The sequence below is a fragment of the Actinopolymorpha rutila genome, from assembly GCF_013407855.1.
GTDB lineage: Bacteria > Actinomycetota > Actinomycetes > Propionibacteriales > Actinopolymorphaceae > Actinopolymorpha > Actinopolymorpha rutila.
Window position 1 is genome coordinate 1201881 of sequence record NZ_JACBZH010000001.1, and the last position, 16993, is coordinate 1218873.

The window sequence follows — 16993 nt, forward strand, 5'->3', positions numbered from 1 at the left end:
GCACCGGCCGGAGTGGGCGCCCCGCGCTTCCGGACGACCTGGGCGCCCACCCCGGTCAGTGCACGGTCAGGGCACGGTCAGCGGACGGCAGCGCCCCGGGGCCGGCGCAGCGTGTAACCCACGCCGCGCACGGTGTGGATCAGCGGCGGGTCCTGCTTGTCGATCTTGCGGCGCAGGTAACTGATGTAGGACTCGACGATGCGGCTGTCTCCGCCTGCCTGGTAGTCCCACACCCGGTCCAGGATCTGGGTCTTGCTCACCACCTTCTCCGCGTTGATCAGCAGGTAGCGGAGCAGGTTGAACTCGGTGGGGGAGAGCCTGACGCTGACGCCGCTGCGGCGAACCTCGTGGGCGTGCTCGTCGAGTTCCAGGTCACAGTAGGTCAACACCGGCGGTCCTCAGGGGTCGGAATCTGGGCGGCTGGCTACGCCGGGAGCTTCGCCGGTCAACCTGAGAGCGACCTGTGATTTAGTCCAAGAGCAGGGAAGGTTTCCGCAAGCAGGACCCGCCGAAACGGGACGTCCCCGGTCGGTACGCCCGGAAACGGCCTGGGCAGGATGGGAACCGACCCGTGGCGACGGCGCGTCGTAACGCTGCGCGAAGACGTCGGCACGCCAGGACATCGCGGCGACGCCCGAAGCGAGTAGGTGTCCTGGGCCTGCCCCGGCGGCGGGCGGAGTACGACGACAAGGAGGCGCGCTCATGCGCAGCTGGCATTCGGACGCGCTGAACGACATCGCCGCGGCGGCCGCGGCGGACCGCTCGGTCACCCAGGCCTGGGTGTACGGCTCGGGGGCGAGTGGTGACCTCGACGAGTGGAGCGACCTCGACGTCGGCCTGGTGGTCTCCGGTGAGGACCCGCACAAGATCGCGGCACCGGACTGGCTCGCGTTCCTGGGCCCGATCTGGACCTTCCAGTGCGCCGACCGGGACGGCGGCGCACTGGTCCGGGCGGTGTTCCGTGACGGGCGGCGGGTCGACCTCAGTGCCGTCGACGACCCGGACGTGCTGCCGGCCGACCGGCGGCGGATCGACCTGACCGTGACCGACGCGGATCGCGTGGCCCACGCGGGTGCCGGTTCGGACGAGGCGGAGCTGCCCGCCCTGGTGCACCAGTTCCGGTTCACCGCCGCGCTCGCCGTGGTCAAGGACGCCCGTGACGACCTGCTGATCGGCGGCCACCTCGCGCTCGAGCTGCCGCGGCTGTGCCTGGTCCTCGCCATGCTCCTGCGCGACCGGGCGGAGAAGACCGCGCACCACCGGTTCGGCGGGGCCGGCAACGAGGTCTGGGACCACGTCCTCGACCTGATGCCCGAGCAGGACTCCGGCCGGGACAGCGTGCTCGACCTGGTGGACGCCTCGGCGGGCCTCTTCGACGACCTCGCCGCGCGGGTGTGGCCCGACTACGTGCCCGACTGGTCGGGGCTCACCGTGCTGCTGGACCGGGCCCGGGACCGCTGTCTTGTGGAAGGGCCGGTCTCCGCCCGGCTCTGACGCCCTCCGTCAGGCCCGAGCTCCCGGATTTCCCGAATCCGCGCCGCGTGAGCTCCTCGGCCATCGGGCGGAAGCGCACGCCGGTGACGAGGTGCACGCCGTCGAAGGCGCCGCTGTCCCGGATCCGCTCGACCTGTTCGCACGCCGCCTCGACGCCGGCCTGACGGTCCTGCCCGACCCGGCGGATCAGCTCCTCGGGGATGTCGAGGTCGGGGATGCTCGCCGCGAGCCGGCGGGCCATCGCCTCGCTGGAGAGCACAAGCACCCCGGCGTACACCGGGCAGTCCGGCCCGTGCGCCTCCCGCCAGCGCACCTGCTCGGCCACGTCGAAACCCACCTGCGCGAACACGAAGTCCGCCGCCCGCTTCCACGCCGGCAGCGGGCCCGGCCCGGCGGCGACGCCTGCGCGGAACCCGCCGGCCCGTAGCTCCGGCTCCTCGGCGAACCGCCGCACCTCCTCCAGCATGGCGCGCACCGTCAGGTCGCCGGTCCGGTTGCCGGAGGTGGGTTTGTCGCCGTACACGAACACGAACCGCTCGACGCCGTACGCCGCGGCGGTGAGCAGGTCGCGGCGCAGGCCGAGCAGGTTGCGGTCCCGGGCGTTCAGGCAGGCCAGCCCGCGGCCGCCGGCGCGCTGGATCTCGTGCGCGACGGCGACGCTGGAGATCGTCGCCCGGCCGAGATGGTTGTCCGGCGCGAGGAACGCGTCGGCGACCGGACCCAGCACATCTATCTGCCGGCGGACGTGGGCGAGGTCCGGCCGCGCGGGCGGCTCGACCTCGCAGACGACCTCGAACGCGGGAGCGGGCATCCGCTCACCTTAGGCCCCCGCTCACCCTGGGCTCCCCGCCCGTGCCCACCGCCGGTGCTCGCCGCCCGGTGCCGGTTCCAGTGCTCAGCGATGGGCCAGGTGGTACGCCCGGACCAGCGTCTGGTCCACGCTGCCGCCCGCCCCGTCGTCGGCGGTGACCCGCAGCGACACCGAACCCGCACCCCGTACCCGGGGGTGGTGGTAGGTCGCGGTGAAGCCGGCGGCGTCGCCGTCACCCAGTGCGGGCCGCACGGTCGCCTGCCGCCAGGTCGCGCCCTCGTCGAAGGAGACCTGGACCGCGACCGACCGCACCGACGGCGCGACGGACCCGAGCTGGTGTCCCACCCGAAGCCGGAGCGAGACGTCGCGGTCGTCGGCCGCGGTGTTGGTGAGGTCGAGCGCCGGTCGGTCGCTGCCCACCTCCACCACGCCGGTGTAGTCGACGTCGACCAGCGGCAGGACGTACTGGCCGCCGTTGCCGGCGGAGCGGAACGTCCAGGCCGAGCGGGTGTGGGTGGACAGGCCGAAGACCGTTCCGTCGTGTTCGACCTCGGTCTCCAGCCGGTAGCTCGACGCGGCGGCCGGCACCTGCGCCGAACCCCGCAACCCGAAGTCGCTGGAGGCGATCAGCGTGCCGTCCCGGTAGAGCCGGCTCTGGGAGGTCGCCGGCGCCAGCGACGGCGTCCAGTGCCCGGCCGAGTCGGTCCAGGGTGCGACGTCGTAGGTCAGTGTGTCGCCGAACCGTGTGCTCGCCCGCCGCGCGCCGCTCAGTGTCAACTCGGAGTTGGCAGGTCCGGGGGAGAACGGCGCGGCCAGCCAGTCCTCGCCGGTGCGCTGTCCGGGCTGGTAGGCCGGCAGGTCCCGGGTGTACATCACGTCGCCGGGGTTGTCGTAGAGGTACTGCCAACTGGGCTGGACGCCCACGTCCGTGCGTGCCGTGACGTACTCGGTCCTGGTGTGGCCGAGCGCGGGCAGGTAGTCGGCCACCAGGGTCGATCCGCACCCACAGGCCGCGGCGACGAAGTTGTGCAGGCGCCAGCCGCGTTCGCCGGTGCCGGTGGTGTGCAGGCGTACGTCGACCTGCGCGACGTCGCCCGGGCGGACGGCGTAGGTGAGCTGCCGTGGGACCTGCCCCTGCTCCACGAAGGCGACGTCGTAGGAGTACGGCGCGACCGGCTCGCCCACGAACCGCACCGAAGCCGAGCCGCCACGCAGAGCGGCGACCAGCGCGTCACCGTCGGACTTCGGTGCCGCCAGCACCGGCACCGGGCCGCCGACGGCCGGCCAGAACACACCAGGCTCGGCCGAGGTGAGCAGGACCGCCCGCGCACCCTTCGCCACCACGGCGGAAACCTGGTCGGAGTACGGCAGGTCGGCGCTCTCCCGGACCACGGCGAGCCTGCCGCGCAGGTCGGCCCCGGCCAGGTCGTCCGGGCTCGCGGTTCCCGCGTCCGCGGCGGCCATCAGCGCCGTGCCGTCGATCGGCGGCCCGCCCTCCCAGACCGGGTGCAGGACGCCGTTGCCCGGTGGGCGCGCGCCGCCGACGATCCGCGCGGTGAGCACTGACGGTCCGGCGTCGAAGGCGGTGGTCACCACGAACGGCGCGTCGTCCACCCGGTCGGTGCCGGCCACCGACACCTTCTCCGGTGAGCCGTCGCCGACCATGACGCCGAGGGCGTCGAAGCTGCGGTACGGCGTTCCGGGTGTGCCCCGCCACCACGACAGCGCCAGCGACCGGACGGTCGACGCTCGTGGCGTGGCCAGTCGCACCGGCTCGGCCTTGCGGGCGTCGAGGACGATCGCGAAGTTCGGCGCGTACGCGTGTACCCGCGGGATGCTGACGACGCTGTGCTCCTCGACGTACCGCCCGGACTCGTCGAAGGTGAGGATGTCGGCCCAGAGGTTGTAGTCACCCTCGGGCACCCGCCGAAGCTGCTCGGTCTCGCCCGGGTCGAGGTAGAAGTAGTCGGGGTAGTAGCGCCCGTCGAAGTCCTCCTTGCGGTACGGCGCCATCCGCAGCGTGGCGTAGGCCGGACGTCCGTGCCGGTCCAGCGCCTTCACCGAGATGTCCACCGTGTCGTCCTGCTTGTAGAAGCCGACGGTGGTACGAATCGTCAGGTCGGCGCCGTCGGGGTCCGCCGCGGCGGTGGCGACCACCCCGCCGGTGTAGGTGCTCGCCTCGATCGTGCGGGCGTCCACGGTCGCGGTGGCCTGGCCGGACCCACCGGCCGGCAGGGTCAGCTGCGCCGGCGTGACGGTGAGGCCGGAGGCGTCGGCAGGCTGCCCTCGCTGGTCGGTCAGCGTGGTGGACAGGTGCAGGGTGACCGGCCCCTTGCCGTCGTTGCGGTATGTCAAGGTCTTCTTGACGACCATCGCCGACTCGTCGTACGGCCGGGCGAAGTAGCCCGCGTCGAAGGTGCCCTGGTCGACCCGGACCTGCTGCCGGGTGGCGCGGTCGACGTCGATCCGGCCGGCACCCTGGTCGACGACCGTCGCGCCGTTGACACGTACGGCCGTCGATGTCAAGGCGGCCTTGACATCGGCCGGCGTCCAGCCGGGATGCTCCTGCAGCAACAGTGCGGCGGCCCCGGCGACGTGCGGCGTCGCCATCGAGGTGCCGGTCATCGTGGTGTACGGCCCGCCGTCGCCGGTGCCGGCGGCCTGCGCGGCGGTGATGCTCACACCTGGCGCGACCACCTCCGGCTTGACCGCGGTGTCGCCGAGCCGTCCCCGGCGTGAGCCGGTGTACATCCGGTCCTGCTTGGACACGGCGCCGACGGTGAGCGCGTCGTCGGCCGCACCGGGCGAGGTCACGAACTTGCTGTCCGGTTGGTACGGGTTGAAGTTGCCCGCCGCGACCACGAACAACGTGCCGTACCTGCCGGACAGGTCGTCCAGCGCCTGGCTCACCGGGTCGTCGCCGCGGGACGGATCGCCACCCAGGCTGAGGTTCACGATGTCGGCGCCCTCGCTCGCCGCCCACTGCATGCCCTCGATCACCTGCGACATCGAGCCGGAGCCGTCGTCGCCGAGCACCTTGCCCACCAGCAGGTGAGCGCCGGGCGCGACGCCGCGGTAGCGGCCGTCCGAGGCGGCACCCGACCCGAGCACGGTGGACGCGACGTGGGTACCGTGCCCGGCCCCGTCGACGACGTTGCCCTTTCCGCTGAAGTCGCGGGTCGCCTCGATCCGTCCGGCGAAGTCGGGATGGGTGGCGTCGATGCCGGTGTCGAGGACCGCCACTTCGACGCCCGAGCCGTCAAGGCCGCGTTGCCAGGCCGCCGGTGCGCCGATCTGCGGGACGCTCTGGTCCAGGCTCGCCCGCACCTTCGCGTCCAGCCACACCCTGCGGACGCCGCCGGTCAGCGCGGTGGCCGCGCCTGTGGGGCCAGGACGCCGGGCGTTCGCGGGAGCTCCGGTGAGTCCGGACCAGAAGCCCGCGGCGTCCTGCTTGCGTACGGACACCGCACCGGCGTGGGCCGCGTCCAGCCGGGCCGTCGACCTGGCCGCCGACGGCGTGGCCGCCCGCGACAACGCGGTCGCGGTGGGATAGCTGAGGATCAGCGGCAGCGCGGACGCGTGCGCGTCGTCGTAGCCCTGGCGCACCAGAGCGGAGACGTCGAACAAGGCCGGGTCCAGCCGCCCGGTGCCGACCAGCGGCCGGGCGGCCTCGGGAACGAAGTGGGCGTCACCGGCCGGGTCGGTGTAGGAGTGGTAGCCCGCCGCGCCGCCCGCTGCACCGCCCGTCGCCGGGCGTACGAGCGTCGCGGTGTCCTGCCCGCGTGCGGTGTCCAGGCGTACGACGTCACCGGTGACCAGGGTGACCACCGCCGACGGGGACCGCGGGCCGGCACCCGCGCCGGCTTCGCCGCCACCGCCGGCCTGGCCACCACCGCCGGAGTTCGGCGGCGCCGCACCGGCGACGGCGGGGGAGAGCAGAACGCCGGGAGAGAGCAGGGTGGTGAGAAGTGCGCACACCGCGACCAGGGCGGCGGACACGCGAGTACGCATGGAGGCTCCCGGAGACGTCGACGTCCCGCCGGAAACCGCGTCGCGATCCGACCGGGCCGCGACCCCCCGAGACCGGCCGGCGGTCCGGTCAACGGGGAGTATGGCCGCGCTCACCCGCAGTCGTAAACCGTGCGGCGGCAGGCTGGCACATTTCAGCCACGCGGCACCTCGCGAGGCTCCGTCGGGCGCCTGCCGCCAACGCCACAACGGGATCGGCCGCTGGCGAGCTCCGGACACCCCGTGCGGGGGCGGTTCTCACATGCTGAACGTGCAGGGGGGCGGCGTTGCCCTGCGTGACCGCGCGCCATACCGTCGAGCCCTCGCTTTTGGGCTCGCACAGGAGGAGCTGACGCCCGTGACAACATCGCAGGGTCCCGCCGGATCGCGCCGCGCGCTGGTCGTTCGCGGAGGCTGGGATGGCCACGTGCCCGTGGAGGCAACCGACCGCTTCGTCCCGTTCCTGCGGGAGAGCGGTTACACCGTGGAGGTCTCCGACACCCTGGACTCCTACCTCGACGCCGACCTGCTCGCCTCGACTGACCTGGTCGTGCAGTGCTGGACCATGGGTCAGATCACCCCCGAGCAGAGCAAGGGCCTGGACACGGCCGTGCGATCGGGCACCGGGCTCGCCGGCTGGCACGGCGGCATCGCCGACGCCTTCCGCGCCGACCTCGAGTACAACTTCATGGTGGGCGGGCAGTTCATCTGCCACCCGGGCGGCTTCGTCGACTACGACGTCAAGGTGCTTCCCGAGCGCGCCGACCACCCGATCGTCGCGGGTGTCGACCGGTTCGCCGTGCACACCGAGCAGTACTACGTACACGCGGACCCGAGCATCGACGTGCTCGCGTCCACGACCTTCGCCGCGCACCCGGACTACCCCTGGATCGACGGCGCGACCATGCCGGCCGTGTGGACCAAGCCCTGGGGTTCGGGCCGGGTCTTCGTCTGTACGGTCGGTCACAAGCTTGACGACCTCGACACCCCCGAGGTCCGCACGATCATCGAGAGAGGATTGCTATGGGCGAGCCGCTGAAGGTTGGCGTCGTCGGCACCGGCACGATCAGCAGGACGTACTTCGAGCACCTGGCGAAGCTGCCGGGCACCGAGGTCGTGGCCGCCGCCGACCTGGACATCTCGCGGGCCAAGGCCGCCGGCGAAAAGTACGGCGTGCGGGCGCTGACACCCGACGAGCTGTACGCCGACGACGAGGTGGAGGCCGTTCTCAACCTCACCATCCCGGCCGCGCACGCCTCGGTGGCGCTGGCCGCGCTCGGTGCGGGCAAGCACGTCTACGGCGAGAAGCCGCTGGCCGCCACCCGGCAGGAGGCCCGGCCGCTGCTCGACGTCGCCGCCCAGGCCGGCCTGCGGATCGGCTGCGCGCCCGACACCGTGCTCGGCACCGGTACGCAGACCGCCCGGGCCCTGCTCGACCGCGGCGACATCGGTGCGCCGACCGCGGCGACCGCGTTCTTCGTCAGCCCCGGCCCCGAGCCGTGGCACCCGGACCCGGAGTTCTACTACAAGCCGGGCGGCGGCCCCCTGCTCGACATGGGCCCCTACTACCTCAGTGCGTTGATCAACCTGCTCGGGCCGATCGCCCGGGTGACCGGGCGGGTCGGCCGGGCCAAGCAGGAACGCACCGTCGGCAGCGGGCCGAAGGAGGGTACGACGTTCTCCGTCGAGGTGGACACGCACGTGACCGGCGTCCTCGAGCACGAGTCCGGAGTCCTCACCTCGATCGTCACCAGCTTCGACGTGTGGGGCGCCAAGCTGCCCCGCATCGAGGTCTACGGCAGCGAAGGCTCGCTGTCCGTGCCCGACCCGAACGGCTTCGCCGGTGACGTCGAGGTGTTCAAGCCGGGCAGCCGCGAGTGGTCGGCGGCGAAGGTGGCCGGTGGGTACGCCGACTCCGGTCGTGGTTACGGCCTGGGCGACATGGCGCGGGCGATCCGCGACGGTGGCCCGCACCGGGCCAGCGGCGAGCTCGCCTTCCACGTGCTCGACGTGATGGAGTCGCTGCTGGAGTCCGGCGCCCAGGGCGGCGCTCCGGTCGAGGTGGACAGCACGGTGGAGCGGCCGGCGGCCGTACCAGAGGGTGCGACCCCCGACGTGGCCTGAGACGTGGCCTGAAGCGTTCGACGCACGACGTCACGAACGGCCCCCACACCGCACGGTGTGGGGGCCGTTCGCTTTCCGGTGTCCGTTTCCGGAAGTGGATGGGCCACTGATTTCACGGCGGTTACGCGTCAAGGTCACCGGGCGTGAAACGGCAGTCATCGGACGGTGTCGGCGTAGCGTGGTCGGCGTTACCTGTAGGAAACGAACGCAATGTCACAACGCGAGTTGGGCTGCTCACGAAGCGTTTATTGATAGCGGGAAGTAGTCGGGAACAGCGTGCGTCCGACCGTTGACTAGGCGGGGCCGCCCCCGTACCTTAGGTGGACATTGAAACGACTCAGGCCGCTTCTTTTAACACGGGGTTAACGCGAACGCAGGGTACGGGGTCAACGCGAAGGCGGATGGGCATGTCAGATCTCAGCCATGGCGTAGTGAGGGCTCTTCGACCGGCTGGTGTCGCCAATGAGGGCATCTACAGTGCGCCAGCTGTCACCACGACGCATCACAATGTTCCCAGTCATGTTCCGAGTCACGTTCCAAGTCACGTCACGACGACGACCGACCTAAGGCGCCGCGTGACCGACGACGAGATCAGGCTCCTGGCACTGCTGGCCGACGGGCTTCCGGTGGAAGCCATCGCGCGTCGGCTAGCGCTTTCCGATCGGACGGTGCGCCGGCGTTCGCGGGCGCTCTGCGACCGACTCGGTGCTCGGGCGCCAATTCAGGTCGTCGCTTGGGCCGCGAGGAACGGGCTGATCTAAGAACCCCCAGCAGGGTTCGAAGCAGCCTTCCCCCGCGCCGGTGAGTCGCAGCGCAACGAAGCGCTCGGCCTGTCGGTCGCCTACTGAACCTCCCGTTGGGCGGGTGTCGTACCGGCACCCGCCCAACGGCTTTTTTGTGGGCGGAGCCTGTGGGTGGAGCTCGTGCTCGGAGAGCGGTTTCCAGAATGGTGGACGGTGGATGTGGGATCGTTACCAGCTTGTGATCGGCGTGGTGAGCCGAGAATCCGGCGGGAATTACCACCGAGCGTGACGAAAAGTGCAACGCGAACGCCCGGCCGAATGGTCTCGGCCGGGCGGTCGTGGTTCCTGCTGGGGTTCTGGCTCTTCAGTTTGTGGCAGGTTCGGGTTGACGAGGCTCGACGCCGGCCGCGGTCAGCCCTTGACGCCGGTGAGGGTGATGCCCTGGATGAACGTGCGCTGGGCGAAGAAGAACACCACGATCACCGGGATCACCACCACCGTGCTGGCCGCCATCAGCGGACCGAACTGCGAGCTGTACTCGCTGCTGAAGAAGGTCAGTCCGAGCGAGAGCGTGTAGTGGTCGGCGTTGCTGAGGTAGATCAGCGGGCCCAGGAGGTCGTTCCAGGACGTGAGGAACTGGAACAACGCCACCGCTGCCAAGGCGGGCTTGGCGAGCGGCAGGATGATCCGCCAGTAGATGACCAGCTCGTTGGCGCCGTCCATGCGGGCCGACTCCGACATCTCCTTCGGGATGCTCATGAAGAACTGCCGGAGCAGGAAGATGTAGAACGGCACGCCGAAGAAGTGCGGAACGATCAACGGTAGATAGGTGTCGGTCCACCCGATCGCACGGAACATCGTGAACAGCGGCACCATCGTGACGTAGAACGGGATCATCATCGTGGAGAGGATCACCACGAACAACGGTGTGCGCCACCGCCACTCGATCCGCGACAGCCCGTACGCCACGAACGAGCTCGACAGCGCCGCGCCGAGCATGGAGAACGCGCAGATCACCAGCGTGTTGAACAGGTAGCGGGCGAACGGGAACACCTGCAGCCCGGCGATGTAGTTCTCCATCGTCAGCGTCTTGGGAAACCACACCACCGGAAAGGCGTTCAGGTCGACGCCGGTCTTCAGTGAGCCGGAGACCATCCAGAAGAACGGCACCATGAAGATCACGCTGACCACGATCAGGAGCGCGTGCGCGACGATCTTCTCGGCGAGCTTGTTCCACCCTGTGCCGCGTTGAGCGGGGAGGGCGGTGCGTTGTGCGACAGCCATCTTCTCCAGGCCCTCCTATGCTCCGCCGTAGTAGACGCGCCGGCCGACCAAGCGGAAGACGAGCGCGGTTCCCAGGCCGACGATGATGAACAGCACCCAGGCGATCGCGCTCGCGTAGCCGACCTTGAAGAACTGGAACGCGTTCTGGTACAGGTACAGCCCGGACACGAGCGTCTTGCCCGCCGGCCCACCGGTGCCGTTGGTCAGTACGAAGACCGGGGTGAAGAACTGGAAGCCCGCGATCAGGCCGGTGACCAGGGCGAACAACAGGTGCGGGCTGAGGAACGGCAGGCTCACGTGCCGGAAGCGCCGGAACATCCCCGCGCCGTCGACCTTGGCCTGGTCGTGCAGGTCCTGAGGCACGTCCTGCAGGCCCGCCAGCAGGATGATCATCAGGTTGCCCGCGCCCCAGGTGCTGAAGATGATCAGTGCCGGCATCGCCCACACCGGGCTGGCCAGCCAGCCCGGGCCGGTGATGCCGAACCATCCGAGGACGGTGTTGAAGACGCCGTACTGCGGGTTGAAGACGTACAACCACACCACGGCCGAGGCCACCAGAGGAACGATCGCCGGCAGGTAGAAGATCACCCGGTAGATCGACTGACCGCGGATGTTCAGGTTGAGCAGGATGGCGAGGAACAACGCCACCACGATGCCCAGCGGCACGCTCACCACGATGTAGTAGAGCGTGTTGCCGAGCGAGTCCCACCAGGTCGAGTCCGACAGCAGCGACTGGTAGTTGCCGAGTCCCAGCCACCTCGCTGGCTTCATCATGGTGGCCGAGGTGAAGCTGTAGTACAGCGACACCAGCACAGGGTAGGCGGTGAACCACAGCAGCCCGATGATCGCCGGTGAGGTGAAGACCAGGCCCCAGAAGAAGTTGCGGCGCTGCTGGGGCGTGCGGGTGGGCCGCCTGGTGTTCGGTCGTCGGCCGGGCCGTGTCGGCGGTGCCGAGGTCGCGGTCATGCCTGAACCTCCTTCCGGAACCTGTCCCACTCGCTCATGACGTTCTCCTTGACGGTGCGCAGGGCCTGGATGGGTGTGCTCAACCCGAGCACGGCGTTGCTGATCTGCTCGTCGAGCTGGGTGAAGTAGAAGTCGGCCACCGGCACCGGCGGGCGGATGTTGGTGGCGGTGGTGAGGACGTCGTAGAACGGTGCCATCACCGGGTCGTCGCGGATCTCGGCGAGGACCGCGGCCTTGCGATAGCCGGGCGGGAACCCGATCGTCTCCCACTGGGCCTTGGTGCCCTCGTCGGTGGCGCCGACCCAGCGCAGGAACTCCCACGCCTCGTCCTTGTGCCGGGCGGTCGCCGGGATGAACATCCCCCAGCCGCCGATCCAGGCACCGGCGCCGGGTGCCTTCGCGCCGGGCGGCTCGAAGGGAAGCAGTGCGGCGCCGATCTTCATGTCCTTGACGTTGGTCTTGATGTCGCGGTAGTTCGGTGCGACCAACGGAGCCATGCCGATGTTGCCGGTGCTGAACGGGTGCAGCTGCAGGCCCGGCGGGGTCACCGTCACCCGGTCGGCGCCGCCCACCGACTGCGCGTACTTGACGATCCACTCCAGCGCCTTCACGGCGTACTCGTGGTCGGGGGTGACCTCCTCGCGTTCCTTGTCGTAGAACTCCGCGCCGAAGCCGAAGCCCCACGTGAACAGCGAGTTGGAGTAACCGTAGGAGTCCCAGGGGATCATCCCGATCTTGGTGACGTTGGCGCCGGACTTCTTCAGGATCTTCGCGGAGTACTCGTCCACCTCGTCCAACGTCTTCGGCGGCTTCTCCGGGTCCAGTCCGGACTGTTCGAAGAGCTGTTTGTTCCAGAAGAACGGGAAGTTCGGGTCGGCGTCCCACTGCATCTGCCAGACCCTGTCCTTGTACGTGACGCTCTCCCAGACCGGCGGGAAGAAGTCGTCCTGGGAGAGGCCGGCCGCGCGGTAGCGGTCGGTGAGATCGGTCATGATGCCGAGCTCGACCCACTGCGGTGCCTGCGACGGAACGAGCTGACCGACGTCGGGTGGGTTGCCGCCGGCGATGGCGGTGAACAGCTTCTGCTGGACCGCACCGCCGCCCATCCCGGCCGGCGCGTAGGTCACGCGTACGCCGATGTCGGGCTGGGCCTGCTCGAACTTCTTCGCGAGGTTGACCATCCCCGCTCCGACGGTCGAACCCCAGACGCTGTAGACCTCGATGTTGGCCTTCCGGCCCGGTGCCGGCTTCTTGTCCAGGCCGACGTCGGTGATGGGCGGCGTGCCCTTGGTGAACGTGCAGCCCCCGGTGAGGAGGCCCATCGCGCCCAGGCCAAGCCCGCCGAGGGCCTGGATCGCCCGTCGGCGCGAGATGGGTGCTGCCGGCATGACCATCGCACTCCTTCTGGTCGTCGCGCTTGATCGTCGCGCTCCGCACACTTAGCTGACCCCGTGTGAGCACCAGAAGATGACATCGAGCCCCGCATCTGGCAAGGGTCGATCACACTGCCGAACACGCCGGGGTTGGTGGAGAGGACCCAGGGTCGCCGAAAACCGCCAACCCCGCCCAGCGGTGTCCGAGTTCGGCCAGTCCGGCGACCGGTAGCGGCTCGGCGCGAAGGTTGGGCGGACAGCCTGGAAGGCTTGGCCTCATGGCACCAGACATCACACGTGCGGACGGGAAGCTGGGCTGGGGAATTCTCGGCCCGGGCAACATCGCCCGCCGATTTGCAGGAGACCTTCCGGCGTCGAGCACCGGCGTGCTCGTGGCGGTGGGCAGCCGCGACCTCGACAAGGCGAAGGCGTTCGCCGCGGAGTTCGGAGGCGCCCGCGGCTACGGCAGCTACGATGAGCTGCTCGCCGACGACGAGGTCGACGCGGTTTACATCTCGACCCCGCACCCGCAGCACGCGCAGTGGGCGATCCGGGCGGCCGAGGCGGGCAAGCACATCCTGTGCGAGAAGCCCCTGACCGTGAACCACGCCGAGACGATGGCCGTGATCGAGGCGGCCCGTGAGCATGACGTCTTCTTGATGGAGGCGTTCATGTACCGCTGCGTGCCGCAGACCGCGGCCCTGCTGGACCTCCTGCGCGGCGGCGCGATCGGGAAGGTCCACCAGATCGAGGCGTCGTTCGCGTTCGGCGGGTCGCCGAACCCGGGCAGCCGGCTGTGGGACCCCGAGCTCGCCGGCGGCGGCATCCTCGACGTGGGCGGCTACCCCGTCACGATGGCCCGGCTGATCGCCGGCGTCGCGACCGGCGAGCCGTTCGCCGAGCCCACGTCGGTCAGCGCGGTGGGCCGGGTCGGTGAGACCGGCGTCGACGAGTGGGCCGCGGCCAGCCTCACGTTCCCCGGCGGTGTGTCCGCACACGTGGTGACCGGTATCCGCAAGTCGGCGGAGAACGTCGTCCGGGTGGTCGGCAGCGAGGGCTACCTCGTGGTGCCCAACCCGTGGCTGCCGGCCCGCGACGGAAGCAGCGCGGGCATCGAGGTCCACCGCATCGGCGAGGACGACCGGCACGTCGAGGTGGAGACGGTTCCGCTGTACGCGGCCGAGGCCGACACGGTGGCCGCGCACCTGGCCGACCGGCAGGCGCCGGCGATGACCTGGGCGGACTCCCTCGGCACGGCGGCCACCCTGGACGCCTGGCGGGCCGCGATCGGGCTGGAGTACCCCGCGGAGCGGCTGGACGCGAACCGGCCCACGGTGCACCGGCGGCCGCTGCGCCGACGTGACGACCACACCATGAAGTACGGCCGGATCACCGGTGTCGACAAGCAGGTCTCCCGCCTGGTGATGGGCGTGGACAACCAGATGAACCTGTCGCACGGCACCGCGATGTTCGACGACTTCTTCGAGCGGGGTGGCACCACCTTCGACACCGGCTACATCTACGGCCGTGGGCAGTGCGAACGCGTGCTGGGGCAGTGGATCCACAACCGTGGCGTCCGCGAGGACGTGGTGGTCATCGGCAAGGGTGCCCACACCCCGCACTGCGACCCGGAGTCGATCACCCGGCAGTTGCACGAGTCGCTGGAGCGGCTGCAGACCGACTACGTCGACGTCTACTTCATGCACCGGGACAACACCGACTACCCGGTCGGTGAGTTCGTCGACGTGCTGGACGAGCACTACCGTGCCGGCCGGATCAAGGCGTTCGGCGGTTCGAACTGGACCCTCGAGCGCATCGCCGAGGCGAACGCCTACGCCGAGGCCAACGGCCGTCAACCCATGGTTGCGGTGAGCAACAACTTCAGCCTGGCAAGGGCGCTGGACGTTCCCTGGGCCGGCTGCCTGGCCGTCAGCGACGACGAGTCCCGGCAGTGGCTGGAGAAGAACCAGCTGGCGCTGATGCCCTGGTCGAGCCAGGCGCGGGGCTTCTTCACCGGGCGGGCCAAGCCCGAGGACCGCTCCGACGCCGAACTGGTGCGCTGCTGGTACAGCGACGACAACTTCGAGCGGCTGGCGCGGGCCACGTCGCTGGCGCAGAAGCGTGGCGTGCACCCGACCGCGATCGCGCTGGCGTACGTCCTGCACCAGGACTTCCCGACGTTCCCGCTGATCGGGCCGCGGGCGCTGGCGGAGACGCACAGCTCGCTGCCCGGCCTGCAGGTGGAGCTGACTCCGGACGAGGTGCGCTGGCTGGACCTGCGCGACTGAGTTCCGCCCTCCCTGGTGGTCTTCGGGCCCCGCATCGCTTCCAGCGATGCGGGGCCCGGTCGCGTTCCGCTCTGGCGACGTTGACCCACGCCGGGCCGATGCGGCTCGGCGGGCAGGTGGTCAGCGTTCGACGGCGACGGTGAAGCGCACGGCGTCGTGCACGCCGGCCAGGTCGTGGCGGACGAGGCCGCACAGGCCGCGGCGGTTCTCGAACCCGTGGGGCAGGTGCACCATCGTCAGTACCGGAGCCTCGACGGTCACCGCGAGGACCTCCGTGCCGTGCACGAGGCGTACGCCGTCCGGGGTGCGTTCGACCTCTGTGTGCACACCGGTGCCGGGGTCTCGCAGGTACGGCACCAGCAGGCTCCGCTCACCCACCACGCCCGGGGTGGCCTCCGCCACGTGGACGCCGTCGTCGTGCACGCCGACCTCGAGGTGGTACGGCGTCGCGTCGTCACCATCGGCGCGTCCCCGCAGCCGCAGGCCGGCCCGGCAGCCACCGGACGGGGTGTCGAGCGGCTCGATCGGCGCGTCCAGGGTGAAGGTGCGCTGGGCCAGCACGTCCAAGCCGCCGCGAACGCCTCCCGAGCGCAACGCCGTTCCCAGGTTGAGGAAACGCCCACTCTCCACGTGCCGCACGCTGGACGCGAACTGCAGGTACCGGTCCGGTCCGACGGTGAGGTCGGTGATCCCGAACCCGTCGTACGCCGGCGCCGGATCGGCGTTGACCGCGACCGAGTAGCGGCCGGCGCTCGCCACGCCACGGAAGGTCAGTGCGTGCTCCACCCGCGTCGCGGGCGGCCGATCCGTAGCCGGTGCGGCGTCGGCGGTGAACCCAGCCCGGACCGCGGTGGCCAGGAACGCCAGGGCGAGGTTGGCGTAGTGGCCGTCGGCGGTGTAGGCCTCGTACCCAACCCGCCAGCCCTCGGGCAGCACGTTCTCCACCGGGCTGAACGTTGCACCCGGCCGCTGCCAACGCCGCATTGACACGTACGCCCGGGTGGCGGCCTCGGCGGCCCGATCCGCGCGCACCGTGTCCTCGGTGTTCTCTGTGTCCTCGGCGACCTGCCGGGCGGTGAAGTATGCCCGCGCGTGGGTGAAGTACGCGACCTGGGCGCCGAGCGTCCACGTCTGCCCGGCGCTGCGGTGCGCGGAAGCCAGCGACCCGTCGGACAGTTGCACGGCGAGACTGCGGTCCAGACCGGTCTCCATCAGCCGTTCCAGCGCGGGGCGGTGCCTGCCGTCGTACCCCTCGGCCAGCAGGTCCGCCACGTGCAGGCGGGTGAACAGGTCGTAGGAGTTCGGTTTGCCGGGCTCGAAGTAGAAGCCGTCCTCCGGACGAAGCAGGTCGGTCAGGAAGATCGCCAGCCACTCGTCCACGTCGCGGGTGGAGAACGGCGAGAGTCCTTCCCGGATGCGGATCCACTCACCGGACAGCCACACCGACGCCCAGTTGGACGGCGGCCTGGAACGGAACGACCGCATGATGTCCACCGCGGCGATCCGGTCGGCGAACTCCGTCGCCCGTTCGTCACCGGCATCCCGCAGGACGCGGAACGTCTTCAGGATCGGCGGCCAGGTGAAGTCGCGGTGGTTGGACCGTCGTACCGAGCCGTCGGCGCGGGAGAAGGAAGCACCGGTCGGCGGGAGGTCGGGGTTCTCGGTGTGGGCGAGGGCCGCGTCCAGCCCGCGCCCGGCCCGGGCCAGCCGCCCGGCGCGGTGTTCGGCCGGACCGGCCTCGGCAAGGACGGCTTGACAGTACGCGTGGTAGGCGGTGCCGTACTGCGTGGGCTCGTCGAACACCGGGTCGTGCAACTCACCGGACTCCTGCACGTACGGCGAGAAGCTGTCCACGCCGGTGGTGAGGACGGCGACGGGATCAGTGGTCATGGCAGTGGGACG

General features: G+C 70.4%; 12 protein-coding genes. 5 read left to right on the forward strand and 7 right to left on the reverse strand.

Annotation, left to right across the window (positions count from 1 at the left end):
- Nucleotides 1-77: 77 nt before the first annotated feature.
- Nucleotides 78-389: a winged helix-turn-helix domain-containing protein gene (locus F4554_RS05300; protein WP_330831710.1), complete on the reverse strand. Its 312-nt coding sequence runs from the start codon at nucleotides 387-389 to the stop codon at nucleotides 78-80.
- 313 nt (nucleotides 390-702) lie between these two features.
- Between F4554_RS05300 and F4554_RS05305 the strand changes: the two genes are divergently transcribed.
- Nucleotides 703-1494 carry an aminoglycoside 6-adenylyltransferase gene (locus tag F4554_RS05305; protein ID WP_179786334.1) on the forward strand — a complete coding sequence of 264 codons (792 nt, stop codon included), beginning with the start codon at nucleotides 703-705 and terminating at the stop codon, nucleotides 1492-1494.
- Here F4554_RS05305 and F4554_RS05310 read toward each other — a convergent pair.
- Nucleotides 1427-2305 (reverse strand): methylenetetrahydrofolate reductase, encoded by an 879-nt coding sequence (locus F4554_RS05310; RefSeq protein ID WP_179786335.1) that lies wholly within the window; start codon nucleotides 2303-2305, stop codon nucleotides 1427-1429. The genes F4554_RS05305 and F4554_RS05310 overlap by 68 nt on opposite strands.
- Nucleotides 2306-2389: 84 nt before the next feature.
- On the reverse strand, nucleotides 2390-6316 hold the full coding sequence (locus tag F4554_RS05315; RefSeq protein ID WP_179786336.1) for a S8 family serine peptidase: 3927 nt from the start codon (nucleotides 6314-6316) through the stop codon (nucleotides 2390-2392).
- 355 nt (nucleotides 6317-6671) lie between these two features.
- Between F4554_RS05315 and F4554_RS05320 the strand changes: the two genes are divergently transcribed.
- From F4554_RS05320 to F4554_RS05330, 3 genes are all read left to right on the forward strand, one after another.
- The gene (locus tag F4554_RS05320; RefSeq protein WP_337795886.1) at nucleotides 6672-7352 is read left to right on the forward strand and encodes a ThuA domain-containing protein; all 681 of its coding nucleotides are present in this window, start codon (nucleotides 6672-6674) and stop codon (nucleotides 7350-7352) included.
- Nucleotides 7337-8437, forward strand: coding sequence for a Gfo/Idh/MocA family protein (locus tag F4554_RS05325; protein ID WP_179786338.1), 1101 nt, complete (start codon nucleotides 7337-7339; stop codon nucleotides 8435-8437). The genes F4554_RS05320 and F4554_RS05325 overlap by 16 nt, the downstream gene beginning before the upstream one ends.
- A gap of 407 nt (nucleotides 8438-8844) precedes the next feature.
- Nucleotides 8845-9198: a response regulator transcription factor gene (locus tag F4554_RS05330; protein ID WP_092657002.1), complete on the forward strand. Its 354-nt coding sequence runs from the start codon at nucleotides 8845-8847 to the stop codon at nucleotides 9196-9198.
- Between the two features lie 393 nt (nucleotides 9199-9591).
- On the opposite strand, the gene F4554_RS05335 is transcribed toward F4554_RS05330, so the two are convergent.
- Genes F4554_RS05335 through F4554_RS05345 form a run of 3 tightly spaced genes read right to left on the reverse strand, consistent with a single transcriptional unit; the run spans nucleotide 9592 to nucleotide 12818 of the window.
- Nucleotides 9592-10464, reverse strand: coding sequence for a carbohydrate ABC transporter permease (locus F4554_RS05335; RefSeq protein WP_179786339.1), 873 nt, complete (start codon nucleotides 10462-10464; stop codon nucleotides 9592-9594).
- A 15-nt stretch (nucleotides 10465-10479) separates the two neighbouring features.
- On the reverse strand, nucleotides 10480-11430 hold the full coding sequence (locus tag F4554_RS05340) for a carbohydrate ABC transporter permease (protein ID WP_179786340.1): 951 nt from the start codon (nucleotides 11428-11430) through the stop codon (nucleotides 10480-10482).
- On the reverse strand, nucleotides 11427-12818 hold the full coding sequence (locus F4554_RS05345) for an extracellular solute-binding protein (protein WP_238341225.1): 1392 nt from the start codon (nucleotides 12816-12818) through the stop codon (nucleotides 11427-11429). Before F4554_RS05345 ends, F4554_RS05340 begins: the two co-directional genes overlap by 4 nt.
- A gap of 263 nt (nucleotides 12819-13081) precedes the next feature.
- Between F4554_RS05345 and F4554_RS05350 the strand changes: the two genes are divergently transcribed.
- Entirely contained in the window at nucleotides 13082-15091 is a 2010-nt protein-coding gene (locus F4554_RS05350) for an aldo/keto reductase (RefSeq protein ID WP_179786341.1), read from the forward strand.
- Nucleotides 15092-15211: 120 nt separating this feature from the next.
- Here F4554_RS05350 and F4554_RS05355 read toward each other — a convergent pair whose 3' ends face one another.
- Entirely contained in the window at nucleotides 15212-16981 is a 1770-nt protein-coding gene (locus F4554_RS05355) for a hypothetical protein (RefSeq protein ID WP_179786342.1), read from the reverse strand.
- Nucleotides 16982-16993 lie beyond the last annotated feature (12 nt).

Excerpts from the sequence above, each read along its gene's own strand:
- F4554_RS05325 (WP_179786338.1), top strand. The coding sequence starts at position 7,337 with ATGGGCGAGCCGCTGAAGGTTGGCGTCGTCGGCACCGGCACGATCAGC.
- F4554_RS05335 (WP_179786339.1), bottom strand. The coding sequence starts at position 10,464 with ATGGCTGTCGCACAACGCACCGCCCTCCCCGCTCAACGCGGCACAGGG.
- F4554_RS05310 (WP_179786335.1), bottom strand. The coding sequence starts at position 2,305 with ATGCCCGCTCCCGCGTTCGAGGTCGTCTGCGAGGTCGAGCCGCCCGCG.
- F4554_RS05305 (WP_179786334.1), top strand. The coding sequence starts at position 703 with ATGCGCAGCTGGCATTCGGACGCGCTGAACGACATCGCCGCGGCGGCC.
- F4554_RS05355 (WP_179786342.1), bottom strand. The coding sequence starts at position 16,981 with ATGACCACTGATCCCGTCGCCGTCCTCACCACCGGCGTGGACAGCTTC.
- F4554_RS05340 (WP_179786340.1), bottom strand. The coding sequence starts at position 11,430 with ATGACCGCGACCTCGGCACCGCCGACACGGCCCGGCCGACGACCGAAC.
- F4554_RS05350 (WP_179786341.1), top strand. The coding sequence starts at position 13,082 with ATGGCACCAGACATCACACGTGCGGACGGGAAGCTGGGCTGGGGAATT.
- F4554_RS05330 (WP_092657002.1), top strand. The coding sequence starts at position 8,845 with ATGTCAGATCTCAGCCATGGCGTAGTGAGGGCTCTTCGACCGGCTGGT.
- F4554_RS05345 (WP_238341225.1), bottom strand. The coding sequence starts at position 12,818 with ATGCCGGCAGCACCCATCTCGCGCCGACGGGCGATCCAGGCCCTCGGC.
- F4554_RS05315 (WP_179786336.1), bottom strand. The coding sequence starts at position 6,316 with ATGCGTACTCGCGTGTCCGCCGCCCTGGTCGCGGTGTGCGCACTTCTC.